The 26130-nt window shown below is 44.3% G+C and carries 22 protein-coding genes; 18 read left to right on the forward strand and 4 right to left on the reverse strand.

Annotation, left to right across the window (positions count from 1 at the left end):
• Positions 1-116 precede the first annotated feature (116 nt).
• The 5 genes from E0D70_RS02440 to E0D70_RS02460 all read left to right on the forward strand — a co-directional run bounded on the left by E0D70_RS02440 (position 117) and on the right by E0D70_RS02460 (position 4957).
• Positions 117-707, forward strand: coding sequence for a TetR/AcrR family transcriptional regulator (locus E0D70_RS02440; RefSeq protein ID WP_133010690.1), 591 nt, complete (start codon positions 117-119; stop codon positions 705-707).
• A gap of 132 nt (positions 708-839) precedes the next feature.
• Positions 840-1778, forward strand: a complete 939-nt coding sequence (gene lpxM / locus E0D70_RS02445) for a lauroyl-Kdo(2)-lipid IV(A) myristoyltransferase (protein WP_133010691.1) — start codon at positions 840-842, stop codon at positions 1776-1778.
• Positions 1779-1963: 185 nt separating this feature from the next.
• Positions 1964-2905, forward strand: coding sequence for an oxygen-dependent coproporphyrinogen oxidase (gene hemF / locus E0D70_RS02450; protein WP_133010692.1), 942 nt, complete (start codon positions 1964-1966; stop codon positions 2903-2905).
• Positions 2906-2972: 67 nt separating this feature from the next.
• Positions 2973-3779, forward strand: a complete 807-nt coding sequence (gene aroE, locus E0D70_RS02455) for a shikimate dehydrogenase (RefSeq protein ID WP_133010693.1) — start codon at positions 2973-2975, stop codon at positions 3777-3779.
• A gap of 2 nt (positions 3780-3781) precedes the next feature.
• Positions 3782-4957: a GNAT family N-acetyltransferase gene (locus E0D70_RS02460; RefSeq protein ID WP_133010694.1), complete on the forward strand. Its 1176-nt coding sequence runs from the start codon at positions 3782-3784 to the stop codon at positions 4955-4957.
• A 47-nt stretch (positions 4958-5004) separates the two neighbouring features.
• Here the strand turns inward: E0D70_RS02460 and hmpA are convergent, their stop codons facing one another.
• Entirely contained in the window at positions 5005-6198 is a 1194-nt protein-coding gene (gene hmpA, locus E0D70_RS02465) for an NO-inducible flavohemoprotein (RefSeq protein WP_133010695.1), read from the reverse strand.
• A 210-nt stretch (positions 6199-6408) separates the two neighbouring features.
• Here hmpA and norR point away from each other — a divergent pair, with 210 nt between their 5' ends.
• Entirely contained in the window at positions 6409-7995 is a 1587-nt protein-coding gene (norR, locus tag E0D70_RS02470; protein WP_133010696.1) for a nitric oxide reductase transcriptional regulator NorR, read from the forward strand.
• Here the strand turns inward: norR and E0D70_RS02475 are convergent.
• Entirely contained in the window at positions 7992-8426 is a 435-nt protein-coding gene (locus tag E0D70_RS02475) for a group II truncated hemoglobin (RefSeq protein WP_133010697.1), read from the reverse strand. The genes norR and E0D70_RS02475 overlap by 4 nt on opposite strands.
• Positions 8427-8630 carry a hypothetical protein gene (locus tag E0D70_RS02480; protein WP_133010698.1) on the reverse strand — a complete coding sequence of 68 codons (204 nt, stop codon included), beginning with the start codon at positions 8628-8630 and terminating at the stop codon, positions 8427-8429. It abuts the gene before it with no gap.
• Between the two features lie 406 nt (positions 8631-9036).
• Between E0D70_RS02480 and E0D70_RS02485 the strand changes: the two genes are divergently transcribed.
• On the forward strand, positions 9037-10347 hold the full coding sequence (locus E0D70_RS02485; RefSeq protein ID WP_133010937.1) for an MATE family efflux transporter: 1311 nt from the start codon (positions 9037-9039) through the stop codon (positions 10345-10347).
• Positions 10348-10416: 69 nt separating this feature from the next.
• Here the strand turns inward: E0D70_RS02485 and E0D70_RS02490 are convergent, their stop codons facing one another.
• Positions 10417-11193: an FCD domain-containing protein gene (locus tag E0D70_RS02490; protein WP_133010699.1), complete on the reverse strand. Its 777-nt coding sequence runs from the start codon at positions 11191-11193 to the stop codon at positions 10417-10419.
• 331 nt (positions 11194-11524) lie between these two features.
• Here E0D70_RS02490 and E0D70_RS02495 point away from each other — a divergent pair, with 331 nt between their 5' ends.
• From E0D70_RS02495 to E0D70_RS02545, 11 genes are all read left to right on the forward strand, one after another.
• The gene (locus E0D70_RS02495) at positions 11525-14389 is read left to right on the forward strand and encodes an FAD-binding and (Fe-S)-binding domain-containing protein (protein ID WP_133010700.1); all 2865 of its coding nucleotides are present in this window, start codon (positions 11525-11527) and stop codon (positions 14387-14389) included.
• Positions 14390-15349: 960 nt separating this feature from the next.
• Entirely contained in the window at positions 15350-16339 is a 990-nt protein-coding gene (gene cyoA / locus E0D70_RS02500; protein WP_133010701.1) for a ubiquinol oxidase subunit II, read from the forward strand.
• Positions 16339-18318, forward strand: a complete 1980-nt coding sequence (cyoB, locus tag E0D70_RS02505) for a cytochrome o ubiquinol oxidase subunit I (protein ID WP_133010702.1) — start codon at positions 16339-16341, stop codon at positions 18316-18318. The genes cyoA and cyoB overlap by 1 nt, the downstream gene beginning before the upstream one ends.
• 2 nt (positions 18319-18320) lie before the next feature.
• Positions 18321-18932, forward strand: coding sequence for a cytochrome o ubiquinol oxidase subunit III (gene cyoC, locus E0D70_RS02510; protein WP_133010703.1), 612 nt, complete (start codon positions 18321-18323; stop codon positions 18930-18932).
• Positions 18933-19253 (forward strand): cytochrome o ubiquinol oxidase subunit IV, encoded by a 321-nt coding sequence (gene cyoD, locus E0D70_RS02515; protein WP_133010704.1) that lies wholly within the window; start codon positions 18933-18935, stop codon positions 19251-19253.
• Between the two features lie 57 nt (positions 19254-19310).
• Positions 19311-20201 carry a heme o synthase gene (gene cyoE, locus E0D70_RS02520; protein WP_133010705.1) on the forward strand — a complete coding sequence of 297 codons (891 nt, stop codon included), beginning with the start codon at positions 19311-19313 and terminating at the stop codon, positions 20199-20201.
• A gap of 207 nt (positions 20202-20408) precedes the next feature.
• Entirely contained in the window at positions 20409-22043 is a 1635-nt protein-coding gene (locus E0D70_RS02525) for a tannase/feruloyl esterase family alpha/beta hydrolase (RefSeq protein WP_133010706.1), read from the forward strand.
• A gap of 224 nt (positions 22044-22267) precedes the next feature.
• Positions 22268-22687 carry a MarR family winged helix-turn-helix transcriptional regulator gene (locus tag E0D70_RS02530; protein WP_133010707.1) on the forward strand — a complete coding sequence of 140 codons (420 nt, stop codon included), beginning with the start codon at positions 22268-22270 and terminating at the stop codon, positions 22685-22687.
• A gap of 61 nt (positions 22688-22748) precedes the next feature.
• Positions 22749-23813 (forward strand): HlyD family secretion protein, encoded by a 1065-nt coding sequence (locus E0D70_RS02535; RefSeq protein ID WP_133010708.1) that lies wholly within the window; start codon positions 22749-22751, stop codon positions 23811-23813.
• 9 nt (positions 23814-23822) lie between these two features.
• Positions 23823-25343 carry a DHA2 family efflux MFS transporter permease subunit gene (locus tag E0D70_RS02540; protein WP_207923185.1) on the forward strand — a complete coding sequence of 507 codons (1521 nt, stop codon included), beginning with the start codon at positions 23823-23825 and terminating at the stop codon, positions 25341-25343.
• Between the two features lie 177 nt (positions 25344-25520).
• On the forward strand, positions 25521-26129 hold the full coding sequence (locus tag E0D70_RS02545; protein WP_133010709.1) for a gamma-glutamylcyclotransferase family protein: 609 nt from the start codon (positions 25521-25523) through the stop codon (positions 26127-26129).
• Position 26130: the final 1 nt, after the last annotated feature.

Below are 26130 nucleotides of genomic sequence, written 5' to 3' on the forward strand. Positions count from 1 at the left end.
AGGATGCAAGGTAAATATCTACCTATCACAAGATAGGTGCAAATATAACTTGTTACTTTCACCAAGGTCAATAGAATACCTACCTATAGATAGGTGAATAAAAGTGAATATTACTAATGACTGCGAAAAATATTTTTTTAAACAAGCGTCCCTCTAGTACGGACACGAAAAATAAAATCATGAACGCCGCCGAGGCCGCGATTGTTAGAGGTGGCTATAGCGCGTTTAGCTTTCGAGATATTGCCGAAGAGGTCGGCATCAAAAGCGCTAGCGTTCATTATCACTACCCGACAAAGGCGGACCTTGTGGTCGCTGTGATGATGCGTTTTACCGATGAATTTCAAGCCATTCTAGCGGACCCTGAAGTGGATGATTTTGACGCTAGAACAACGCTTAATCATTTTATTGATGGCTTTAGATCGAAAAATGTCGAACGTCACAGTATGAGTATCTGCACCATGCTGACGGCGGATAAACATCTACTGTCCGAGGCGGTGAGCCAATCATTGGCAGACTTCTATCAAGTAAAATTAGGCTGGCTGACAAAAGTATTTATGCGCCTAGAAAATTTACCAGAAGACGCCGCTCGTGATCGCGCGGGTCAATTTGTCGCCACCTTGCATGGTGCATCTGTGCTTGTGCAGGCGACGGGTGAGTTAGCTTGGTATGAAAAAGTGGCTTCTCCGTGGCGTCAGCCAAGCGAATAAGCAGGCTGAAAAATGGCAAATGATGTCTTATCATGAGCAATTTGATGATTTAAATAGCGTGGTTATTTTGAGGCTAATACAGGCTTGTTGTACTATGTGGGCTAATTTCATTTAAGTAAGACATTGTTCAATATGAGCACAACAGATAAACATTTACATAACCCTACTTTTAAGTGGCGCTTTCTTCTTCCTCAACACTGGTTGACTTGGGTCGGTCTTTTTTTTGCCGCCTTGATAGCGTTTGTTCCTTTTCGTCTGCGCGATAAAGTTGGCACTAAGATCGCTCATATTTTGGTGAAACGAAACAACAGTGCATTAAAGCGTGCTCGCCTTAATTTACAACACTGCTTTCCAGAAAAATCACTTGAAGAGCGCGAAGACATTTTGACTCGCTGCTTTGAAACCGCCGTGCAGTACTTTCTTGGCTATGCGGGTTTGTTGGTGCGCAGCAAGAAGCACAACCAAGCGAAAGGTGTGATGATTGGCGAAGAGCATTTATTGCCCTTATTGGATCGCGGTGAAAAAATCATCGCCTTGGTTCCCCATTGTTGGGCGATTGATTATGCCGCGGTGATGATTGCCGCAAAAGGCTATCAAGTCTCGACCATGATGAAACCGCAGAAAAATGAGATTGCTGACTGGCTAATTCACAAACAACGGATGCAATTTGGTGGAAAAATTTACCCTAGATCGGCCGGTATTAAGCCTTTTTTGAAGTCCGTTAAAGAGGGCTATTTGGGGTATTACTTGCCGGACGAAGACCTAGGGCCACAACATTCTGTCTTTGTGCCTTTCTTTGGCGAAACCAAAGCGACCATGAAAGGGCTAGGCAAATTTGCCAAGCTGACAAAAGGGGTTGTGGTACCTATGTTGCCGACGTACAACGCGAAAAACGGCAAATATGAACTGTTTATTTTGCCCGCGTTAGAAAATTTCCCCACAGGAGATGAAGAGCAAGATGCTATTACCATGAACCAAGCCATGGAAGCGCTGATTGTTGAGCACCCTGAGCAATACATGTGGATTCTCAATCTGCTGCGCAGCCGACCTGACGGCACTAAGCTTTACTAGATTAAGAAAGTAGCTTAAACCATAAGCTAAAAAACAAATTCAAAAATAACGTTGTTGTATAAGAGGTTTTTTTATCGAGAAACCTCTTCTCTTCTTCATAATATTTTATTCATCAATGATGAACTGCGGCTCATCGATTGCCTGTTCTAGAGTAGTAGGCCGAACCAAACGTGATGGAGTTCTTCATGTCAGACAATACAAACGCTTCCCTTACCCGCCTTGACATTGCGGCGGTTAAAACCTACCTGCTCTCCTTGCAAGATCAGATTTGCCAAGCGTTAGAAGGCGTTGAGCCTGAACGTCGTTTCAGCGAAGATGCATGGGATCGTCCTAACGGTGGCGGTGGTCGTACGCGAGTGATCGCCGATGGTCAGGTGATTGAAAAAGGCGGCGTGAATTTTTCCCATGTGATGGGAGATCATTTGCCGCCATCAGCGACCGCGGATCGCCCAGAATTGGCCGGCGGAAGCTTTGAAGCCATGGGCGTATCGCTGGTGATTCACCCTAAAAATCCAATGGCCCCGACTTCCCACGCCAATGTGCGTTTGTTTATCGTACATAAAGAAGGCATGGAGCCAGTTTGGTGGTTTGGTGGCGGCTTTGATTTAACCCCTTATTACGGTTTTGATGAAGACTGTGTAGATTGGCACCAAGCGGCTTTTGACGCTGTGGAACCATTTGGTGAAGGCTATTATCAGCGCTTTAAAACATGGTGCGATGAGTACTTTTACCTTAAGCACCGTGGCGAGCCACGTGGCATCGGTGGTTTGTTTTACGATGATTTTAACGAAGGTAGCTTCGAGCACGGTTTCGGTATGATGCGTGCGGTGGGCGATGCTTATAGTAAAGCGTATGTGCCTATTTTGGAGCGTCGTAAGCACCTGCCTTTTACTGAGCAGCAGCGTGATTTCCAGCTGCATCGTCGTGGTCGTTATGTGGAATTTAACTTGGTGTTTGACCGAGGCACACATTTTGGTTTGCAAAGCGGAGCGGGTCGAACTGAGTCGATTTTAATGTCCTTGCCGCCAGAAGTTCGTTGGACTTATGACTATCAAGTCGAGCCCGGCAGTGAAGAAGCCAAATTGACCGATTATTATTTGACCTCCAAAGACTGGCTTAACGGCTAAGCACATAGCATAGCGCCATTAGACAGTGGTCTGGTGGCTAACAAGATTGATATTAAGAGGCTAAACCGTGGATTCATACGCCGTTGTTGGTAACCCTATCGCACACAGTAAGTCGCCGAGCATTCATACTTATTTTGCTAACCAAACTCAGCAAGATCTGCACTATACGACGCTGTTAGGCGACGAAGAGCGTTTTGAAGAACAAGTTACAGAGTTTTTTAAAAACGGTGGCAAGGGGCTTAATGTCACTATGCCGTTCAAAGGTCGCGCTTATGATATGTGTGATGTGTTGAGCAAGCGAGCCAAACAAGCAGGTGCGGTTAACACCCTAATGATGGGCCGAAATGGCGATCTGTTTGGCGACACCACAGATGGCGTCGGTATGGTTAACGACATTACCAAAAATCACGCTCAATCATTGCAGGGTAAACGCGTACTGGTGATTGGCGCAGGTGGCGCGGTACGTGGCGTGCTAGAGCCATTATTAGCCGAACAACCAGCTTCGGTCACTGTGGTCAACCGAACCGTGTCAAAAGCCGAAGCATTGGCTGAGCAATATGGCTGTCTAGCGTCTTCTTTTGACGCACTAGAAGGGCCGTTCGATATTATTATCAATGGCTCTGCCAGCAGTATTTCAGGTAGTTTACCACCGTTAAAAGACAGCATTATTGATGCTAATACCTGGTGCTATGACATGGCCTACAGTAAAGAACAGACGTTGTTTTTAAACTGGGCAGAACAACACGGAGCACAAGGTGTGGATGGCTTAGGTATGCTGGTGTGCCAAGCGGCTGAGTCGTTTTATTTATGGCGCCAAGTCCGCCCAGAGACCCGCTCTCTAGTCGCTAAAATGCGCCAAGAAATGGAAGCCTAACCATGAAGGCGCAGTGGTTTAATCGTGTTGATCAGATCGGTGAAGCCAACTGGCAAGCGGCTATTGGCAACACTCGTTATCCCTTTGCGCAATACGCGTTTCACCTAGCGTTAGAACAAAGCCGCAGTATTGGTGAAGGCACAGGTTGGTACCCAGAATATTTGCTGATTACTGATGCAGATGAAATGGGCGTTGATCGACCATTAGCCATCGCCCCGACCTATCTCAAAACACATTCTCAAGGTGAGTTTGTATTTGACTGGGCTTGGGCCGATGCCTACCAGCGTCATGGTATGGAATACTATCCTAAGCGTGTTTGGGCGATTCCATTCTCTCCAGTCACTGGGCTGCGCATATTCTCTCATTTGGACCCCAATGGCGACGATGCAGACTTTGCGAATCTGTACCCTGCACTGGCGAAGCTGATGACCGAAGCCAATCAGGAACGTCATTTCTCAAGCTGGCATTTGTTGTTTACCAAGCCTGAGCACGCGGATTTGTTTCGCCATGATAAAACCCTAGTACAGCGTGTTTCCTGTCAGTTTCATTGGTTTAATCGTGATTATTGTGACATGGACGATTACTTCTCGCACTTTTCAAGCCGTAAGCGAAAAGCGGCACGCAAAGAGCGCGACAAGGTGGTTAAGCAAGGCGTGACTCTGACGCGTACCCTTGGTAATGAACTGACGGCCGCTGAGATTGACTTCTTTTATCTGTGTTACCAATCCACCTATGCAAAGCGTGGTCAGCAAGGTTATCTCACACGAGAGTTCTTTGGCTTGTTGGCCGCGACCATGGGGGAGCAAATCCTTTTAGTACAAGCGTACAGAGAAGGCGAAGCGATCGCCGCGTCGTGGTGTTTCTTTGATGATCATTCACTATATGGGCGTTATTGGGGCTGTATGGAAGAAGTAGATTGCCTGCATTTTGAAGCTTGTTATTACCAAGGAATCGAGTTTTGTCTCGAAAAAGGGTTACAGCATTTCGATCCGGGTACACAAGGGGAACACAAGATTGCTCGTGGCTTTGAACCTGTTTTTAGCCACAGCGTGCATTACATTGCTCATCAAGGATTTCGAGAGGCGATTGGGAATTTCTGTGAGGAAGAAGCACAAGCGGTGCGCGAGTATCATCAAGATACCCACGCGTTATTGCCTTTTAAACAAGAGCCTAGCTAGCGCTACGCCAGCCAGACTGATGATTAAGATGCCACGATAAAGATGGCTTAAACGTCTTGATGTGGGCCGAATAATTCGTAATGAACACGGTCCGCTTCAACGCCTAATGTCAGTAATTGCTGTTTCACAAACATCATGAAACCGACTGGACCACATAGGTAAAAATCCCCATCTGTCAAAGGCAAAGCGTCCTTGATGTCTGCCAGTTGCATATTACCTTCATAAACACCCTCTTCTGTTTCGTTAGCGCGCTCATACCAAGTATGAACAGACAGTTGAGGTAATTGTGCTTTTACGCTGTTTACGTGTGCTTTAAAGGAATGCTGACCTTCGTGAGCACAAGCATGTAAGTAACTAATTGGCTGGCTGTAACCTTGCTTAGCAAAGGTATCCAGCATAGCTTGCATCGGTGTTAAGCCAACGCCGCCAGAAATAAGCACAACAGGTTTTGCTTTGTCTTCGAAGATAAAGTCACCCGCTGGTGGCATCGCTTCGACAATGTCACCGACATTGATGTGATCATGTAGATAGTTAGACATCACGCCCGCCATCTCATCATTTCCTTCACGTTTGACACTGATGCGGTAGTTTTTGCCATTGGCTGTGGTAGATAAAGAATACTGACGGATTTCGTCGTACTGGTTACCTTTAGGATGTACTTTAACACCTAGGTATTGACCAGGAATGTAGTCAATTACAGGATTACCATCTACCGGCTCTAGAACGAAGCTAGTGACTAATTCAGATTCTGGTGTTTTAGACGCCACACGGAATTCACGGAAATCTTTCCAGCCACCGGTTTCGGCCGCATTTTTCGCGTATAGATCACCTTCGACCTTGATAAAGATTTCGGCCAATTGAGCGTAAGCCGCTACCCAAGCTTCTTCTACATCAGGAGTGAAAGCCTCTGGCGCAAGTTCACGCAGGGTTTCAATCAAGTGATGGCCAACAATGTCGTATTGATCAGGCTGGATGTTAAAACTAGTGTGCTTATGAGCAATGCGCATTACAGCGCTGGTTAAGACTTCTAAGTTATCAATATGAGTCGCGTAAGCCGCAATGGCATTAAACAAAGCCGCTGGTTGGCGACCTGTTTTTTGGTTTGTCATGTTGAAGATGTCACTCAACTCTGGGTTGTGAGTAAACATGCGTTTGTAGAAGTATTCAGTAATAGCAGGGCCGGCTGAAGCCAACAATGGGATAGTCGCTTTTACTGTATCTATATGTGTTTGGGATAGCATGGTGGTGCTCCTTTCTACTAAAGTATCGTAATTGAATCTCTATTAGTCTTTCTATTGCGAAAGTCGTGCCAATAAAATAAATTCTTATTTTTCAATTACTTAAAAATAAATAAATTAAAATAGAGTCATTTAGACACAAATAAAAATAGGTCTTTATGTTTCTTATGTGTCAGAATGACTCTATCTTAGCTATTTCATAGGTTGAAGAGAATGAATCAGGTTTCAAACAATGCCTTACTGAGTTTTGCGCTGGATTTGGCGAGTGCGGTAACGCAAACCAACCGCTTTGAGCAATTGGTCTACGCGGTTCGAGCGACCATTAATTGTGATGCGGTGGTATTGCTGATACATCATCACGGTGTGTTGACGCCGATTGCTCAGCGCGGTTTGTCTGAAGACCTAATGGGACGACGCTTTACCATTACCGAGCACCCACGGCTGAGCGAAATCTGTGCGGGCCACTACCCCGTTCGATTCCCGTCTGATTCTTCTTTACCTGACCCTTACGACGGCATGGTGCTAGGTCATGATGAGCATTTGCGCGTTCATTCTTGCATGGGCGTGCCCTTGTATTTGGATGGCAAGTTGATTGGTGTGGTGACGCTAGACAGCATTACGCCCAACGTATTTGATAATATCGACACCAGAGCGCTTGAGATCATTGGAACCATGGCGGCGATGACACTAAATACCGCGATGTTAATGGAGCAGTTGGAGACAAAATCTCAGCGAGCGGAACATGCGTTGCAGGTCATGAGCGAAGAGGCAAGAGTCAAAGACGGCTATGAGATGATTGGTCAAAGTGATGTGATGAAAGCGCTTCATCAAGCAATTAAGCTGGTAGCGCCTTCCGATTTTGCAATTTTAATAGAAGGCGAAACCGGTGTGGGTAAAGAGCTGGTCGCACGTTCTCTCCATCATGCCTCCAATCGTAGCCAATCACCTATGGTGTATGTAAATTGCGCGGCGATTCCACAAAACTTGATTGAAAGTGAGTTATTTGGTCATGTAAAAGGGGCTTTTACTGGCGCCGATCGTGACCGCGAAGGAAAGTTTGTCCTAGCCGATGGCGGCACCCTCTTTTTGGATGAAATTGGTGAGCTGCCGTTAGAAGTACAAGGTAGTTTGCTAAGAGCGATTCAAAATCAAGAGATCCAAGCCGTGGGTAAGGATGAAATTCGCAAAGTCGATGTGCGGATAATTGCCGCGACCAATCGACGCTTGGAACAAGAAGTTGCTGAACATCGCTTTCGATCAGATCTTTTCCATCGCCTTAGTGTGTTTCCTATCCAAGTGCCTGCACTGAAAGAGAGACAAGGTGATATACCTCTATTGGCGGGATTTTTTGCGGAAGGCTTTCGTCGTAAATTAGGGCTTCAACAGCTTACTTTATCGGCCGCCGCGATCTCTTTGCTAGAAGCGTATCACTGGCCGGGCAATGTTCGAGAGCTAGAGCATGTTATTTCTCGAGCGGCTTTATTTGCTAAAGCGGACACTCCCACTGGCATTACCGTTATTACACCGCAGCATCTTACTGGGTTACAGATAAGTAAGTTAAAAAAAGAAAAGGTACAAACAGACGAAGCTGTATTGGAAGAGCCTCAAGAGAGCGCTTTTGAATCCATTGATTTACGACTAGAAACCGAGCGATATCAAAAGGATAGAATTCGTCACGCATTGGAAGCAGCAAACGGTAATTGGTCGCAAGCCGCGCGTCATTTATCGATGGATCGGGCCAACTTAATGCGATTAGCGAAGCGTTTGGGTATCAGTGTTGGCAAAGCAATAAAAAGCTAGTCGCTATGACCATGGCGTGCCGCACTGACTTGGTGGATTCGCTCTGCGGGAAACTCAAGTTTGGTGAGCAAATAAGCTCGCAGGTCTTCTTGATACCCCAGCTCAATTAACGCGGCTTCCATGCAATTAAGCCACATGGCCTTTTCCTTCTCGGTAATGACCAAGTGCGCATGGGCTTGGGGCAAGCTAATAGGGCCAAATTTCTGCGAAAATAAACGCTCTCCCCCCATCCAACCGGATAAAAATGCCACTAACTTTTCGATCGTCAGTGAAAGGTTTTTTGGGTGCATGTCAAACAACGGACGGTACTCAGGTGTCTCCGCCATTAGTCGGTAGAAGGTTTCGACTAATGTTTGTAATCCTGATAAGCCACCGACCGCTTGTAAAGTGCCATCGCCTTCGCCATAAGGTGGACGAAAAGAGTCATTCATTTAATCGTGATCCTGTGTGTTGGTGTCGGATTTTTTCTTGTTTTTAGCGCGATCCATCTTGATCGAATTACGGTAACCGCCAAGCGCAGCTAAAGCACCAATAATAAAGCTCATATAAAGTGGAATTTGAAACAGCATGGTGATGCTGATAAACACACAACCTACGGCCAATCCTTCTAATAAAGGTCTAAGTTGCTTTTTCATAGAGTCTCCGGTGCATAAAAAATAAGCGCGAGTTTAGCAAAGTTTTCACGCCTTGTAGCGCTCGCTGTGGAAAAAAGCATCACTTATCCCAGAAATAAGCGAATAATAAAACGGTAAACTGATTGGTGAGTAAAAATGACTTATTCCCAAAAATAAGGAAAAAAGCCTCCCATAAAACAAAATTATCGTTAAAATACGGTTTTATTTCCCTAAAAAAGGGGTTATTTGTGTATAAGTAGGCAAATTACCCACATTAAAAATGAAACCGGCGATGTGAATCAGACGGCTTTTTATCCACAATACAAAAAGTATCCACAAGGTTGTGATTCTGGTGCCTTTATTTAGTTTTCAACAAGTTATCCACTCTTATAAAAGCGATGTCGCTTTGCATCGAAAAATTTGGCGCATGGCTTGGCCGCCTATGGTATCCAACATTACTACGCCGTTATTAGGACTGGTGGATACCGCGGTCGTTGGTCATTTAGGTACCGCAACCCATCTTGCTGCGGTTGCGATTGGCGCGAGTATTTTTAGCTTTCTGTTTTGGGCATTTGGCTTTTTGCGAATGGGGTCGACAGGTCTGACAGCGCAAGCATTAGGCCAAGGTGATGAGCGTCGGGTCCGAGAGTTGCTATTGCAGTCTATTTTGATGGGTGTATTTATTGGCTTAATGCTGATTCTCTTTCGTCATCCCATTATCGATTTAGCGATCACCTTAATGGCGCCAAGCGCCGATGTAGAGCCTTGGGCGCGCTTGTATTGCGAAGCTCGAATCTTTAGCGCGCCGGCAGTATTGGCAGGTTACGCGCTTATGGGATGGTTCTTCGGTGTGCAGTATTCAAAAGGCCCATTATGGATGCTATTAGTGATCAATGTCGTCAATATGATATTGGATTACACGGCTGTCTATGGATTAGGAATGGCCAGTGATGGCGTCGCTTGGGCGACTGTTGTTGCTCAATATGCGGGTGTCACGGTAGCAGGCTTTTTAGCGTGGCATAAACTAAAGGGTTTCAACGGTCATGTGCCTCTTAAAGCGTTGGTAAAATGGCGTGAATACATGGCGCTGATTCGAGTCAATCGCTATCTGTTTGTGCGCACCATTCTCTTGTTGCTGGTGATGCTGTTTTTTACCGCACAAGGTGCCCGTCAAGGGGACTCAGTGCTCGCGGCCAATGCTGTTTTACTGACATTTTTAATGATCATTTCCAATGGTCTAGACGGCTTTGCCTTTTCTGTTGAAGCGCTTTGCGGCGAATATTACGGACGTAAAGATAAAGCCTCGTTTCAAAAGGTATTGCGTCTTTCTACCTATTGGGCGTGCCTAGCGGCCTTGATTCTGGTGGTTGTTTTTTGGATTTTCGGTAATGGAATCATAGGGTTATTAACCAGTGTGCAATCGGTTCGCGACGACGCGGCTCTGTACCTACCCTGGCTTATTATCTTTCCTCTGTTGGGTATTTGGTCTTTTATGTTGGATGGTGTCTTCATTGGTACCACCAGTGTAAAGCAGATGCAAAACACCATGATAGTGTGTGTTGTCGGCGTATTTTTTCCTGCCTGGTATCTGACTCAAGGCTTGGGCAATCACGGTTTGTGGCTTAGCCAAGCGCTGTTATTTATCGCCCGTGGTCTCACCTTGTATTGGTGTTATTTACAAAATATGAAAAAAGGGGTGTGGTTTACCAATGAAGCCAAGACATACAGTGACGAGTGAGTATTTCGTCGCTGTGATCTTGTGAGGCTGTTTTTTCGGTTTTATTTTATCGAGGCTTAACCGTCCCATTTACTGAGGACTAAGGCTTTCATTACGCCTTAGTGATCGTTGAATACGGGTTTCTTCTTGGCGCATTTTTAGTAAATTTTCTTCTACAAAGACAAGGTGTGCATGCACGGCATCTCGCGCCCCTTCTGCATTGCCTGCCATGATGGCGCTATACATGGCTCTGTGCTGATCCATAATAGTTTTACGTGCTACTTTCTTTTTAAATAGATTGTTTAAGTTTGCAGAGATACTGCTGGCCAGAATAGTAAATAAACTGCGCAAAGTATGGAGTAGTACAACGTTATGCGCAGATTCGGCGATAATCATATGAAATTCTGCGTCTAAACTGGCTTCTAGCGAAAAGTCGTGGTTTTGGTTCGCATCGACGAGTTTATTAAAGCACTGAGTCAGTCTTGCTTTATCTGCGTCGGTACTTCGTAATGCCGCATAATAGGCTGATAAGCTTTCTAAACCATCTCGAAATTCTAGTTGATCATACAAAAATTCATCATGAGCACTGAGTAAGTCATGCAAGGGGTCGGCAAATGAGCTGCCTATTTGCTTTGACACATAAGTGCCGCCGCCATGTTGACTATAAAGAATGCCGCGGGCAATCAACTTTTGAATGGCTTCTCTTAGTGATGGTCGAGAGACTTCAAAGCGAGCTGCCAGCTCTCTTTCAGAAAGGAGTTTTTGGCCAGGCTTAAAACTTCCTTCTAAAATCATGCTTTCTAACTGCTGCATAATAATATCTGATATTTTTGGTTGTTTAACTGGCGCAAAGCGATTGGGTTCCATTGTTGTCTCTCTTTCAACTCTATGTTTTTACTGGTTTTAGATATTAGTATTATTAAATGCTAAATTTATGGTTTATCTACACGATAGTAGTAACGGTTGTTAATAAAGGCAAAAGTGGTAAAACCACTTCTAAATGTCGTTAAAATCCTCTAACTATCTACTATCGTATAGGTTGACAAATTATCTAAGGGTTTCTATTGTAGCTCAGAATTATAGGGTAAATTGGTATGACCAATTTATTGCTTTATTCAATCTCTGTCTAGTTGTTTATTTTTTTAGACTACCAAAACAATAAAAGTAAGCAGGCCTTTGCGCCTTGGGATGTATTGTTATGACTTCTCCGCTCTTAGCTTCACCAAATACCAATCCTCATTATCAGGATCTTTATAACGTATTAAAAAATGTTATAGATGATAGCCGGCTGATTCGTGATCCTCTTCGCACTTTAGCGTATGGAACGGACGCCAGTTTTTATCGCTTAATTCCCCAGCTGGTGGTTCGCGTTAATGATGAAGAAGAAGTACGTTTGGTTTTAAAAGAAGCGAAGTCGAGAAAGCTTCCAGTGACATTTAGAGCGGCTGGCACGAGCTTGTCGGGCCAAGCCGTGACGAACTCGATCTTAATCCAGTTATCTGATCAGTGGAAAGGTCACACCATTCATCAGCATGGGCATGTTATTTCCCTACAGCCTGGCATCATAGGTGCCCGAGCTAACCAATTATTGGCGCCTTTTCAGCGTAAAATCGGCCCAGATCCAGCGTCTATTAATGCTTGTATGATTGGTGGCATAGCAGCTAACAATGCCAGCGGAATGTGCTGTGGCACGGCGCAAAACAGTTACAACACCGTAAAAAGTGCTCGAATTTTATTGGCCGATGGCACTTTGTTAGATACGGCAGACGAAACCAGTAAAAAGCGATTTTCAGAAACCCATGGTGATTTATTAGATACGCTGACGCTACTAGGCGAGAAAACACGTGGAAATACTGAGTTAGCAGATAAAATAAGACACAAATATAGACTTAAAAATACAACAGGGTACAGCTTGAATAGTCTGGTAGATTATCAAGACCCGTTTGATATATTGCTACATTTGATGATTGGTTCAGAAGGAACGCTAGGCTTCATCAGTGAGATAACCTATGAAACAGTGGTAGACCACCCTATTAAAGCGGCAACCATGATCTTTTTTGAAGACATGGAAGCGACTTGTCATGCGGTTACTGCCTTAAAAAGCGCGCCAGTCTCTGCCGTAGAGCTAATTGACCGTGCCGGATTGCGTGCAGTAGAAGGCAAGCCTGGTATGCCAGATATGCTGTCATCTCTGGGTGAGAATGCCGCTGGTTTACTGATTGATGTCAGGGCATCGGACGAAGACGAGTTAGCCAGTCATCTTGAATTGGTGTCGAGTTCTCTCGACGGTTTAAAAACACTTAATCCCATTGAATTCACACAAGAAAAAGCCGTATACGACTCTTACTGGAAAATCCGTAAAGGGTTATTTCCTGCAGTGGGTGCTGTTCGCCCCGTTGGAACTACCGTTATCATCGAAGATGTCGCCTTCCCCGTTGAGCAATTAGCCGAAGGCGTTTTAGAGCTCCAAGGCGTTTTCCATAAGCATGGATATGATGAAGTTATTTTGTTTGGTCATGCTTTGGAAGGTAACCTTCATTTTGTCTTTACCCAAGGCTTTGATGCACCAGCGGAAGTTGTGCGTTATGAAAAGCTAATGGATGAAGTCGCACATTTAGTTGCCGTGAAATACAAAGGCTCTCTAAAAGCGGAGCATGGCACTGGCCGTAACATGGCGCCTTATGTGTCTTTAGAATGGGGTGAACAAGCTTATGAGATCATGTGGGACATTAAACGTGCGTTTGACCCTGACTTTTTGCTCAACCCCGATGTGATTTTGACTCACAATGCCAATTTGCATGTACAAAATCTAAAACCGTTACCTAAAGCGAACGATAAAGTGGACACCTGTATCGAGTGTGGTTTCTGCGAATCGTCTTGTCCTTCTAAGTCACTTACTTTAACGCCACGTCAACGCATCGTCATCTGGCGAGAAATCCAGCGCTTGGTTGCTGCTGGAGATCAGCCTGAGCGTTTAGCGCTTCTGAAGAAAGATTATGATTACCAAGGCGTTGATACTTGCGCTGGTTGTGGTCTGTGTTCTATGCAATGTCCGGTTGGTATCAACACAGGCGACTTAACTCGAGAGTTGCGACACGATCGTATCCCTGATAGCAAGGTGGGATATTGGATCGGAGATCACTTTGAAGGGGTCACAAAAACAGCGCGCTTAGGGCTCGCTTCAGCATCAGTCATGAAGAACATCGTTGGCGATAGTGGTATGGATTTGCTAACAGGCGCGGCCAATAAAGTAACAGGTGGAGTGGTTCCGAAATGGCGTTCAACGATGCCCAAGGCCTCTATCCCCTTGAAAACCTTGCTCGAAAACGACAACGATTGTGCTGTTGCGCAAACCGATCAAGGTTCCGTCGTGTATTTGCCGAGCTGTGCGACACGCGTCATGGGCAGTAGTCCTAATTCTAAGGATCAACGATCTGTCATGGAAGTGATGCTTAGCGTGCTTAGAAAATCTGGATACAAGGTCATTATTCCAAAAGGAGTGGAAAGTACTTGTTGTGGTTTGGCTTTTCAAAGCAAAGGTCAGTTCGCTGTTGCTGAGAAAAAGGCTAATGATCTTAATGCGTTATTACTTGAGGCCAGTGAGAACGGAAAGTACCCTATTGTGTGTGATACCAGCCCTTGTGTGTTGCGAATGAAAGAAACATTGGATGCCAAACTAAATTTGTACGAACAAGTATCCTTCATTAGTGAGTTTGTGCTGCCGCACCTAAAAATCACTAAAAAAACGGCTCGTATTGCCGTTCATGTTACCTGCAGTACAACGAGAATGGGCTTAGCAGACAGTTTTGTTGCTTTGGCGAATCAATTAGCAGATGACGTAGTGTTTCCTCCAGACATCACATGCTGTGGTTTCGCTGGAGACAAGGGCTTCTCGACACCAGAACTTAATGCCAGTGCGCTGAAAACATTATCAAAAGCGGTTGAAGGGTGTGAGGCTGGCTATTCGAATAGCCGAACTTGTGAAATTGGCTTGAGTGAACACAGCGGTTTAGATTATCAATCTATTGTGTATTTGGTCGATGAACTGAGCCATTCTCTTTAAAAAGCGGTTTTCTATATAAATAGGGCATATTCAGGTGACACTGAATGTTGCTCTCATCAACTACCTGCGTTATCAATCAATGTCTATTCTCGATATCTATTATTAATCAGTATTGAGAATAGGCATTGATTACATGGGTAAAGCAGCTAATATTAAAAATTTTGAAAAATCATAATTTATGAATATTGACGGCCTAATGTAAAGAAACTACCGGTATAACGCGACTTGAATGATAGGTATAAGCGTCCGTTATGATTAATAGTGTAAGTTTTACTAAAAAGATCGTGAAGGAAATGCCGACAAACGCTAAACTACACTTTGTGTGATTGTATATATTTTGATATATTTCGCGCACCGGAACTCGCGGATTGCTGTGAATGCGCAATTTACGCCACTATTACTTGACAAAACTGGACGCAAAAATTGAATTCATTACAAACTATTTTGTATAAGAGAGTGCTTCTTTCTCTGCAAATGTCGCCTACATGGCTGACCGTTTTGTTGTGTCTGTCTATTTTCGCTAGCGCGTTTTATTTTACGTCCTTTACTCCTCTTTTCTTAATACCTGAACACCTTCTAAGCTCCCCTATTCTTGCTTCTGTGCTTTTAATGAGCACGGGAGTGACATACCTATTGGTAAGATATTGGCATGAAAATGCGGATATCAACCTTGCTCGCCAAAAAATGGCCTCCTTTTTACATCGTGATGACTCTTTATATAGAGCAGTTGGTTCGTGTCGAGACACAGCCCACGACAGGATGATATAGAGCACCCTTTTTCAGATTTAGGTGATCCATCAAGACAATTACTTCGTTAATGTAATAGTTACGCAGTAAGTGTTCTTGTAGTGCTGATGTCAGCATGCGGAGCATCTTTGCTGAAAACGCCGGTTTGGCCGGTTTTTTCGTTCTGCTTCTTTAATGTTAAAGATGCAGTGTTGTGAACCTCAGGGTTAGAGGATGATTCTTTTGTTAACTCGTATCCTAAGTAAAATCGCTTTGGCTATTGCAGTAGGCTTGCTTGCTGGTTGCCAAGGTGGCGTGCTTGATCCAAAAGGACAAGTAGGTATTGATGAGAAACATTTGATTATTGTATCAACTGTTTTAATGCTGCTTGTAGTAATCCCAGTGATCTTTATGACACTTTATTTCGCTTGGAAATATCGTGAAGGTCGTGATGAGATCTACGAACCTAAGTGGTCACACTCCACTAAAATTGAAGTTATGTGTTGGACTGTTCCAATTATAATCGTCATCATTCTTGGTGTGATTACATGGGTCTCAACTCATGAATTAGACCCTTATAAACCGTTGAAATCTGATAAAGACCATATCACGGTTGAAGTTGTGTCGATGAACTGGAAATGGGTGTTTATTTATCCAGATCTAGGCATTGCTACAGTGAACGAATTAGCGTTTCCAGCTAATGTTCCTGTTGCATTCAAAATATCTTCTGAAGGTGTCATGAACTCTTTCTTCATTCCTCAATTGGGTAGTCAAATTTACTCAATGGCAGGCATGGTGACTAAACTGCATTTGATTGCAAATGAGCCAGGTACATTTAAAGGCTATTCTGCAAACTACAGTGGTGCGGGTTTCTCTGGTATGAAGTTTAATGCCATTGCTACGCCTACTGAAGCAGGATTCGACGCTTGGGTTGCAAAAGTTAGAGCATCAAATAAATCTCTAACACCAGAAGTTTATGCAGAACTTGCTAAAAACTCTGAAAACAATCCAGTTGAATACTTCGGAACCGTTAAACCTGGTATTTTCCACGACAATGTCATGAAATTCATGAAAGATTACGGTCGTGTAGAAATGCTGAAAGGGACAACTTTCGATCCTCCAATGATGGGTGATATGAAAAGCGGTGAGATGGATCATAGTAAGATGACACATGAGTCATCTGAACATCCGTCTGATGAGATGAAAATGGAGGCAGATAAGTAATGTCGATATTAGGCAAATTATCTTTAGAATCTATTCCTTACCACGAACCGATTCTTGTTGTAACGTTCTCAGTTGTAGTTGCATTGGTTCTTGCCATTGCTTTTCTTGTGATTCGTTATAATAAGTTAGGCGTGCTTTGGAATGACTGGTTAACCTCGGTTGACCATAAACGCTTAGGCGTGATGTACATAGTACTGGCTCTTGTTATGTTGATCCGAGGCTTCTCAGACGCAATTATGATGCGTTTGCAGCTTGCTTTGGCAACAAATGGCGATCCAGGCTATTTGCCACCCCATCACTATGACCAAATCTTTACAGCGCACGGCACCATCATGATCATCTTTATGGCTATGCCATTCATGATTGGTTTGATGAACATTGTGCTTCCATTACAGATTGGTGCTCGTGATGTTGCCTTCCCGTTCCTAAACAACCTTAGTTTTTGGCTAACGGCTGGTGGTGCGATTCTAATCAACATCTCTCTTTTTGTGGGTGAATTTGCAAAAACAGGTTGGGTGGCGTATCCGCCATTAGCCGGTTTGAAGTTCAGTCCGGATGTCGGGGTTGATTATTATATATGGGCACTGCAGATATCCGGGATTGGTACGACATTAACCGCCGTTAACTTCTTAGCGACTGTGTTTAAAATGCGTGCCCCTGGAATGAAATTGATGGATATGCCGATCTTTACTTGGACCTGTACTTGGGCCAATATTTTGATCGCTGCATCTTTCCCAATTTTGACTGCTGTTTTGGCAATGCTAACGCTTGACCGTTACCTAGATTTCCACTTCTTTACGATTTCTGGTGGCGGTAACCCAATGATGTATATCAACTTGTTCTGGGCATGGGGTCACCCTGAGGTGTATATCCTTGTTCTTCCAGCATTTGGTGTATTCTCTGAGGTTCTTTCTACCTTTACAGGTAAGCGCTTGTTTGGTCATAAGTCTATGATTTATGCGAGTGGTGCAATTGCTGTTCTTGGTTTCATCGTATGGCTACACCATTTCTTTACCATGGGTTCAAGTGCGAACGTTAACGCCTTCTTTGGTATGGCAACCATGGTTATTGCTGTACCGACGGGTTTGAAGCTATTCAACTGGATCTTTACTATTTATCGTGGTCGTCTTCGCATTACCGTTCCGGTACTTTGGTCGCTTGGTTTCATGGTGACTTTCACTATCGGTGGTATGACTGGTGTACTTCTAGCGGTACCAGGTGCTGACTATGTGTTGCATAACAGCTTGTTCTTGATTGCCCATTTCCATAACACCATCATTGGTGGTGCGGTATTTGGTTATCTTGCAGGTTTTGCTTATTGGTTCCCTAAAGCAATGGGCTTCCACCTTAACGTTAAGTTAGGTAAAGCAGCTTTTTGGTGCTGGTTGATTGGTTTCTTCTTAGCCTTTATGCCTTTGTATGTACTTGGCTTCTTGGGAATGACTCGTCGTCTAAACCACACGAACAACCCTGAGTGGAATATCTGGTTATATATCGCGTTAGTGGGTGCCTTTGTCATCTTAGCCGGTATCGTATTCCAGTTACTTCAGCTGTATGTCAGCTTCCGAGATCGTGCGCAAAACCTGGATACCACTGGTGATCCATGGAATGGCCACACTCTTGAATGGTCGACTGCTTCTCCACCGCAGTACTACAACTTTGCAGAAACACCTGTAGTGTCTGATATCGATGCGTTCACTGACATGAAAGAAAAAGGTGAAGCTTACGTTCGTAAAGACAGCTACGCTCCGATTCACATGCCTAAGAACACTTCTTCTGGTATCGCAATCGCGGGTTGTATCACTGTTATGGGCTTTGCATTGATTTGGCACATTTGGTGGTTAGCTGCTCTAGGCTTGTTTGGCGCGTTTGTATCTTTGATAGTACGTGTTTACACAACAGACGTTGATTACTATGTTCAGCCTGATGAGGTCGCTCGTATTGAGAATGAACATCTAGATAACGTGGCTAAGGGGTAATCATGAGTACAACACATATGAATACACATTCAGCTCACGATGAGCATCACGACCACGAACCAGCACCGTATAACGTGTTTGGATTCTGGTTATACCTAATGACGGATTGCTTGTTATTCGCATCTGTCTTCGCTACCTACGCTGTGCTCTTCATGAACACAGCCGGTGGTGTATCAGGTAAAGATATTTTCGAACTAGACTTTGTTCTAGTGGAAACGGCAGCGCTACTTATTTCAAGTATCACTTACGGTTTCGCGTTGTTATGCGCACACAACAAAAACAAAGGTGGCACCCTTGCGTGGTTGCTAGTGACGTTTGCGATGGGTGTTGTGTTCATCAGCATGGAAATATACGAGTTTCATCATCTAATCGTTGCGGGACATGGACCTCAGACTAGTGCTTTCTTGACAGCCTTCTTTACCCTTGTTGGTACTCACGGCTTGCATGTAACAGCTGGTTTGATCTGGATGTTCATCATGATGGTTGAAGTTGCAAAAACGGGTCTTGGTGGTCGCACGATAACTCGTCTAAGCTGCTTAAGTTTGTTCTGGCATTTCTTGGATGTTATCTGGATCTGTGTTTTCACCGTTGTTTACCTGATGGGGAAAGTATAAATGAGCAATCATTCTTCTGAAGCTAATTCACACGGCAGCGTTGGGTCTTACGTCACTGGTTTTGTATTGTCTGTTATCTTGACAGCAATTCCATTCTGGATGGTGATGACGCACGCGTTTGATAATGAAACAACCTATATATCAATTGTAGCACTCGCAATTGTTCAGATTTTTGTTCACTTGAAGTATTTCCTTCACTTGAACTTCTCTGAAAATGGCAAGTTAGATACTTATTCTTTCTTGTTTGCTCTTATGATTATAGTAATGGTTGTAGCATTGTCTGTTTGGATCATCTACGCGTCTAACGCGATGATGATGTAAGCTGAATAACTTGATAAATATGCGGAATAAAAACCGCGTCGATGGGAGTCTATAAAGATGTTTAAGCGTTATCTCCAGGTGACTAAACCTGGCATCATTATGGGCAACCTCATCTCAGTTGCGGGAGGCTTTCTTTTAGCCTCTCGTGGCGAGATCGACTGGATTCTTATGCTAGCGACAGTCATTGGCTTGTCGTTAGTCGTTGCTTCTGGCTGTGCCATTAACAACTATATAGACAGAGACATAGATGCAAAAATGCAACGTACGCGTAACCGGGTAACGGTCACGGGTGAAATGTCTGGTAAAGCCGCTTTTGTTCACGGTGTTGTATTAGGTCTAATCGGGTTTGCCTTATTGGCTTACTTCACTAACTGGGTTGCTGTTTCCTTCGCAGGTTTTGGCTACTTTGTTTATGTTGGCTTATACACCATGTACTTTAAGCGAAAATCCGTATACGGAACTGCGATTGGTAGCTTATCTGGTGCTGTACCTCCAGTAGTTGGCTATTGTGCCGCTGCAGGTCAATTTGATGCAGGCGCTGCGATTCTTCTTGCGATGTTTTGTATTTGGCAGATGCCGCACTCTTATGCGATTGCCATTTTTCGTTACAAAGATTACGCCGCGGCTAATATCCCTGTATTGCCGGTTGCGGAAGGCATTGCCAAAGCGAAACGTCATATTGTCCTTTATATCGCCGCGTTTGCGATTGTGACCGCACTGCTGCCATTAACTGGCTACGTTGGTGTGGGCTTTATGATTGTGGCTTTATCTACCAGCCTTTGGTGGCTAGCGATGGCGTTAAGAGGCTATCGCAAGGACATTGATATAAACGGTTGGGCACGCCAAGTGTTTTTCTTCTCTATCATCACAGTAACTGCTCTGAGCGTTACTATGGCGGTAGACTTCAAAACACCCGCTGATCTTTTAGTTTTTGCTTCGGCACACTAATGCAGTCTTTATTACTGACGTCTCTATAAGTAATTGTTTATAAAAACGGGTCTTTTGACTCGTTTTTCATTTCTATCTCTCTCCTGATTATTTCTAAATAAGCCTCTTCCCTGCACCTTCATAATTCGCTATGTTGTTTACAGTGACTACTTTATATCCTTGATTATTCTAGTCTGTTATTTTTGTGCTATCGACATTAAGGACGATATGATGAAGGCACTTTTCCTAGTCCCCTTGTTTTGCTTTCTACTTGTTACTAGTAGTTTTGCGAATGCTATGGCCTGTAGCGAGCTAAAAAAAATAGCCCCAGAAGGCATACAGATTAGTGCTACCCGTTATTATCCTGATGGTAAGGCCTTGGTTTCATTTTGTCTTGTGAGAGGGCAAATGGATCATCGAATTGGCATCGATGGCAAACCCTACTCGCTTAAATTTGAATTGCGTTTACCTGACTATTGGCAAGGGCGGTTTGCGTATCAATTCAATAGTGGGAACGATGGCGAAGTAAAGCCTGCATTAGGGAATGTGACCGGATTGCTCCCTGCGCAATATGCGATTAACCGAGGTTTTGCCGTAGTGTCTAGCAACGGAGGGCATGATGCCGAGCCCATTTCACAAGCAGGACTCGATGGTTCCGCATTATTTGGACGAGACCCTCAAGCACGCCGAGATTATGGCTACGATGCTGTGCGTAAACTCTATCCTGTGGCGAGAATGCTGATACAGAATTATTATGGTGCTCCGATTCGCTATAGTTATGGCATAGGAAGCTCAAATGGCGGTCGTATGGCAATCGTCGCCGCTGCTCGCTACCCACGTATGTTCGACGGCTTGCTGGTTGGCTACCCCGGACTCGACCTTCCAAAAGCGGCGCTTCAGTTTGCTTGGGACGCACAAGCACTTCATCGAGTCGCGTTAACCAAACGTGATCTCGTTATGTTTACCAAAAGCCTGCTGGATCAATGCGATGGTTTGGACGGGATTAAAGACGATTTGATCTTTGCATCAGATTCTTGTCAGCAACGATTTAAACCGAGTTTACTGGCGTGTAAAGGGGAATTTGATCGTTACTGTCTTGCTCCAGAAAAAGTAGCGGCCCTTATGCGAATGCAACAAGGTCCGAAAAATTCAAAAGGACAGGCGTTATATTCGGATTGGGTCTACGACACCGGCATACGTTCAGAAAATTGGCGTCGTTGGAAAATCCAAAGCACGGTCAATGTTTGGCAGTTTAAACCTATTTCTAACGTCCTTGGCGCAGCAGCTCTAGCCAATATTTTTATGACACCACCGGTACACACAGGCAGCACTCCAGGGTTATTAGAAGCATTTTTGTTAGCGTTCAATTTTGATAAAGATGCCCCCAAAATTTATGCTAAAAATAGTCAATTTCCAGAATCTGCAATGAATTTCATGACATCACCTGGCGCGAATGGACCAAAATTACAGCAATTTAAACAAAATGGCGGAAAAATGGTCATTTTCCACGGTAACAGCGATCCCGTATTTTCGGTTAAAAATACTATCCGCTGGTATAACGATTTGAACTTTAATCAAGAAGGTAAGGCGGACAGTTTTGTGCGCTTGTATCGTATCCCCGGAATGCCTCATGGAGAAGGAGGCCCGTCGCTGGACCGCTTTGATATGCTATTGCCCTTGATGGAATGGGTGGAGCGTAAACAGGCGCCTAATACTGTTATTGCGACAGCACGGCCGAATAATCCAGAGCTCACGAACCGCATGCAAGGGTTAGAGCGCCCTCTTTGTCCTTATCCTAGGACGGCTATTTACCAACGAGGAAGCGTGAATTTAGCCAGCTCATTTGTTTGCCGAAGCGAATAGCATAGTTATTTTCTCTCGCGAGTTTCATATTGCCTCACAGACTAAATGAAGACTTAGATATGTATTTTTATTTATACCTTATATAAAAAAATCAGTGCCTAGATAGCCTCTTCAGCCCAGTCTATACGGGTATTGAGGATAGATTGTGTACATTCTTTGTAACGCATTGTAAATGATAAGCAATATATATAATGTTCATTCTATATTAATAGTGATGAATCAATATGAGCACGGAAAACATCAGCTTCCTAATGGTAGATATCATTAGGCTAATGCGTCGTGAATACCAGCAAAGAGAAATGTCTCTGACATATATGCAAGCACGAGCGTTACTTTGCGTGCAGCGCTCTGAAGGCATGCGCCAAGTCGCGTTAGCCGAGCTATTAGAAATCCAGCCAATTACACTTGCCCGTTTAATCGATCAACTTTCAGAGGATGGTTTAGTCGAGCGTCGTCAGGACCCTACTGATCGTCGTGCCTACTGCTTGTATCTTAAAGAGCCTGCTTTAGAGCGTTTGAAAATCATCAACGCGATCAAAGATGAGGTGAGAGATAAAACATTAAACGGTTTGAATGAAGATCAAATTGCCACGGTAGTAGAAGCATTGCAGCTAATGCATACCAACTTGTCCAGTGAACTTTGATAGTTAAATCCTCTAAAAAATAATTTTATTGATACAGAATTTTTCTGGAGAAATATCCGATATGAGTGAACAAGAAAATACCCTAGAGCCGACGAAACAAGTTGCCAATCGTGGAAAGCGACGCCTGCTACTGGTCGGCGTCCCCGTTGTTATTGTGGTTGTGTCGACGTTGATCTATATGCTGAGTGGACGTTACATTGAAACAGACAATGCCTATGTTCAAGCAGACATTACCTCTATCACTAATCAAGTTTCTGGTTCTATTTCTGCTATCGACGTGAAAGAAAATGAAGTGGTATCTAAAGGTCAGCTTTTGTATGTGATCGACCCACAACCATTCAAGTTTGCCGAAGATAAGGCCGCAGCTCAGTTGTCTGTGATGCGCAGTAATATACTTGCACAACAAGCGACGTATCGCGAAAAAGCCGTACAGCTAAAACTAGCAGATACAAAGCTGGCCTTTTACGAACGAGAAGAAAAGCGTCAAAAAGATTTGTTGGTAAAACATTACGCCTCGAATTCTGACTTTGATCAAGCTCAAGAAAATACCCGCGAAAGTAAGATGAACGTGGTGGCATTGCAAGAAAACTTAAATGCCTTAAAAGCCATGTTAGAAGGCAATCCAAGCATGCCAGCAGAAGAGTATTCTAGCTATAAATCACTGCAATCTGCACTCGACACTGCGCGTTTGAATTTAGGCTATACACAGGTTCGTGCACCCGCTAGCGGCATTGTGTCTAAGTTGCCTAAGCTAGGTGAATACACAGCGAAAGGGGCGACCACTATGGTGCTCGTTGCCGATCAAGACACACGAATTAAAGCGAACTTTACCGAAAAAGACCTTACCTACGTTAAGCCTGGTCAACGTGTTGAAATCGACGTAGATACTTACCCAAATTACACTTGGAAAGGCAAGGTTGAAAGTATTAGCCCTGCGACTGGTTCTGAGTTCTCCGTGATTCCAGCAGAAAACGCGACGGGTAATTGGGTGAAAGTAGCCCAACGCCTTGCCGTTCGCATAAAAATTGACCATGAATCCGGCGAGCCAGAACTTCGTTCGGGTATGAGCGCACAGGTTTCTATTGATACTAAGCATCATCGAAGCCTATTTGGCATCACGCTGTAAGGCCGTTTTATGACAACTACTACCATTAGTAACTCAGGTAGCAAAACGACCAACTATGTGATGATCACGCTATCCGTGATGCTAGCGACGATCATGCAGGCCTTGGATACCACTATTGCCAATGTCGCCTTACCGCACATGAAAGGCGCGATGGGAACCACTCAAGATCAGATTTCTTGGGTGTTAACCTCCTATATCGTCGCGGCGGCTATCTGTATGCCACTGACGGGTTTCGTTGCTTCTCGAATTGGACGAAAACGTCTATTTATGTGGTCTGTGGTGGGTTTTACCGTGGCCTCAATTTTATGTGGTGCCGCTCAATCTTTGAATCAAATTGTGCTATTTCGTTTGTTGCAAGGGGTGTTCGGTGCCAGCTTAGTGCCCTTGTCTCAGTCCGTGTTACTGGATACTTACCCAAAAGAAAAGCACGGTTCTGCAATGGCAATGTGGGGCGTTGGTGTCATGGTTGGGCCGATTTTAGGGCCCTATCTTGGTGGTATCTTAACGGAGTATTACAGTTGGCGCTGGGTGTTCTATATTAACGTGCCGTTTGGCATTATTGCTTGGTTTGGTATTGGGACCTTCTTAGAAGAAACCAAAATTGATAAAGCCCGTAAGTTTGATCTCTATGGTTTTGCCTTATTGGCCGCGGCCATTGGCGGGTTGCAAATGATGTTAGACCGAGGGCAGTCACAAAACTGGTTTGATAGCCCCGAAATCGTCATTGAAGGCATGCTAGCGGTCTTGGGTGGGTATATGTTTTTGGTGCATATCTTTAACCACAGTCATCCATTCATCGACCCACACATGTTTAAAGACCGAAATTTTAGTGTGGGAATGATTTTTATCTTTATTGTTGGGGTTATTTTGCTGACGACCATGTCGTTGCTGCCACCCTTTATGCAAAGTTTAATGGGCTATCCTGTTATCAGTGTGGGGAGCGTATTGGCACCGCGTGGATTTGGTACCATGGGCGCGATGTTGATCGTTGGGCGCTTGTCCGGCAAAGTAGACCCGCGCTATTTAATTGCCTTTGGCTTGTCTCTTGTTACGTTCTCTTTGTGGAAAATGACGCAGTTCACCACAGACAGCACCTCGTTCGATATTATCTGGACAGGGATGGTGCAAGGCTCTGGTTTAGGCTTCTTATTTGTACCCATATCCGCTGTGACTTTTTCTACGATTGACCCTAAATATCGAAACGAAGGCACCGCGATGTTTAGCTTGTTGCGAAATATTGGCAGTAGTATTGGCATTTCTGTTGTGACAACGTATCTAGCGCAACGGATTCAAATTAACCATGCCGTTTTTTCCGAATACATTACTCCGTTTAGCCTTGGTTTGAAGCTGGCAGAGGAAAAAGCCGCACTCTCAATACATTCCACAAAAGGTCTAGTGGTATTGGATAACCTAGTCAATCAACAGGCCGCCACATTGGGTTACCTGCAGGATTTTCGAATGATGATGTGGGTAACCATTTGTGCGATACCTATGGTGTTCTTGATTCAGCATAAGAGAAGAAAAGCTTAGCGTAGAGAAAAGCGTCTAAAAAAAGGGTAATGCTTGTCGCATTGCCCTTTTTTTATGCTCTCTCCTAACGGCATCATTTGGGAGATTTCTCTTCAAGCCTAGCGATGTGATAGGCCGCACGTTATTATGCATACCATAAAAATGTTGTTGTGCTGAAACCCTGTTTAGGAGACTGAGATGAGTTCACAAGACCGACACTTTATTTTAGGCTACGGTAGTCTAATTAATGGTGAAAGCCGTTCTAAAACAGGCGAAACAGGTGACGTCTGGCCAGTAAAATTACATGGTTTTGAGCGTCATTGGTCGGTGATGTCTTCTGAATATGGTATGAGTTCTGTTGCCGTTGTTAAGGCATCTGAATGCGCTTGTAATGGTGTTTTGGTGGAAGTCCCGTATGATCAGTTTCCACTCTTCGATCAGCGAGAGCAAGGCTACCAACGCTCTCAAATTGCACGAGAACAGCTAACAACATATCTTGAACACGAGCTACCACAAGGCACTTACTGGGTTTATCACACCCACAACGTGGTTGAGCCGGATGATAATTGCCCTATTGCGTTAAGCTATGTGGATGTCATCTTGTCTGGTTGCTTAGAGCATGGAGATGCGTTTGCTCAAGATTTTTTGGCGCTCACTAAAGGTTGGCAAGCGCCATTATTGAACGACAGACAACAGCCTCGTTATCCGCGAGTGCAACCTGACTTATCCACAGAGCGTTTAAACATATTGCTTGCGCCTGTATCTACCCTTTCTATTAAAGAGCTATCCGTAACCTATGAACCTTAAT

The organism is Marinomonas flavescens (assembly GCF_004352835.1).
GTDB classification, from domain to species: Bacteria; Pseudomonadota; Gammaproteobacteria; order Pseudomonadales; family Marinomonadaceae; genus Marinomonas; species Marinomonas flavescens.

Coding starts and splice junctions, on each gene's coding strand:
- E0D70_RS02485 (WP_133010937.1), top strand. CDS start 9,037: ATGGCTTGGCCGCCTATGGTATCCAACATTACTACGCCGTTATTAGGA.
- E0D70_RS02490 (WP_133010699.1), bottom strand. CDS start 11,193: ATGGAACCCAATCGCTTTGCGCCAGTTAAACAACCAAAAATATCAGAT.
- E0D70_RS02525 (WP_133010706.1), top strand. CDS start 20,409: ATGATGAAGGCACTTTTCCTAGTCCCCTTGTTTTGCTTTCTACTTGTT.
- E0D70_RS02440 (WP_133010690.1), top strand. CDS start 117: ATGACTGCGAAAAATATTTTTTTAAACAAGCGTCCCTCTAGTACGGAC.
- cyoE (WP_133010705.1), top strand. CDS start 19,311: ATGTTTAAGCGTTATCTCCAGGTGACTAAACCTGGCATCATTATGGGC.
- E0D70_RS02530 (WP_133010707.1), top strand. CDS start 22,268: ATGAGCACGGAAAACATCAGCTTCCTAATGGTAGATATCATTAGGCTA.
- cyoD (WP_133010704.1), top strand. CDS start 18,933: ATGAGCAATCATTCTTCTGAAGCTAATTCACACGGCAGCGTTGGGTCT.
- cyoC (WP_133010703.1), top strand. CDS start 18,321: ATGAGTACAACACATATGAATACACATTCAGCTCACGATGAGCATCAC.
- E0D70_RS02495 (WP_133010700.1), top strand. CDS start 11,525: ATGACTTCTCCGCTCTTAGCTTCACCAAATACCAATCCTCATTATCAG.
- E0D70_RS02480 (WP_133010698.1), bottom strand. CDS start 8,630: ATGAAAAAGCAACTTAGACCTTTATTAGAAGGATTGGCCGTAGGTTGT.
- hmpA (WP_133010695.1), bottom strand. CDS start 6,198: ATGCTATCCCAAACACATATAGATACAGTAAAAGCGACTATCCCATTG.
- hemF (WP_133010692.1), top strand. CDS start 1,964: ATGTCAGACAATACAAACGCTTCCCTTACCCGCCTTGACATTGCGGCG.
- E0D70_RS02460 (WP_133010694.1), top strand. CDS start 3,782: ATGAAGGCGCAGTGGTTTAATCGTGTTGATCAGATCGGTGAAGCCAAC.
- E0D70_RS02540 (WP_207923185.1), top strand. CDS start 23,823: ATGACAACTACTACCATTAGTAACTCAGGTAGCAAAACGACCAACTAT.
- E0D70_RS02535 (WP_133010708.1), top strand. CDS start 22,749: ATGAGTGAACAAGAAAATACCCTAGAGCCGACGAAACAAGTTGCCAAT.
- cyoB (WP_133010702.1), top strand. CDS start 16,339: ATGTCGATATTAGGCAAATTATCTTTAGAATCTATTCCTTACCACGAA.
- E0D70_RS02475 (WP_133010697.1), bottom strand. CDS start 8,426: ATGAATGACTCTTTTCGTCCACCTTATGGCGAAGGCGATGGCACTTTA.
- cyoA (WP_133010701.1), top strand. CDS start 15,350: ATGATTCTTTTGTTAACTCGTATCCTAAGTAAAATCGCTTTGGCTATT.
- E0D70_RS02545 (WP_133010709.1), top strand. CDS start 25,521: ATGAGTTCACAAGACCGACACTTTATTTTAGGCTACGGTAGTCTAATT.
- norR (WP_133010696.1), top strand. CDS start 6,409: ATGAATCAGGTTTCAAACAATGCCTTACTGAGTTTTGCGCTGGATTTG.
- lpxM (WP_133010691.1), top strand. CDS start 840: ATGAGCACAACAGATAAACATTTACATAACCCTACTTTTAAGTGGCGC.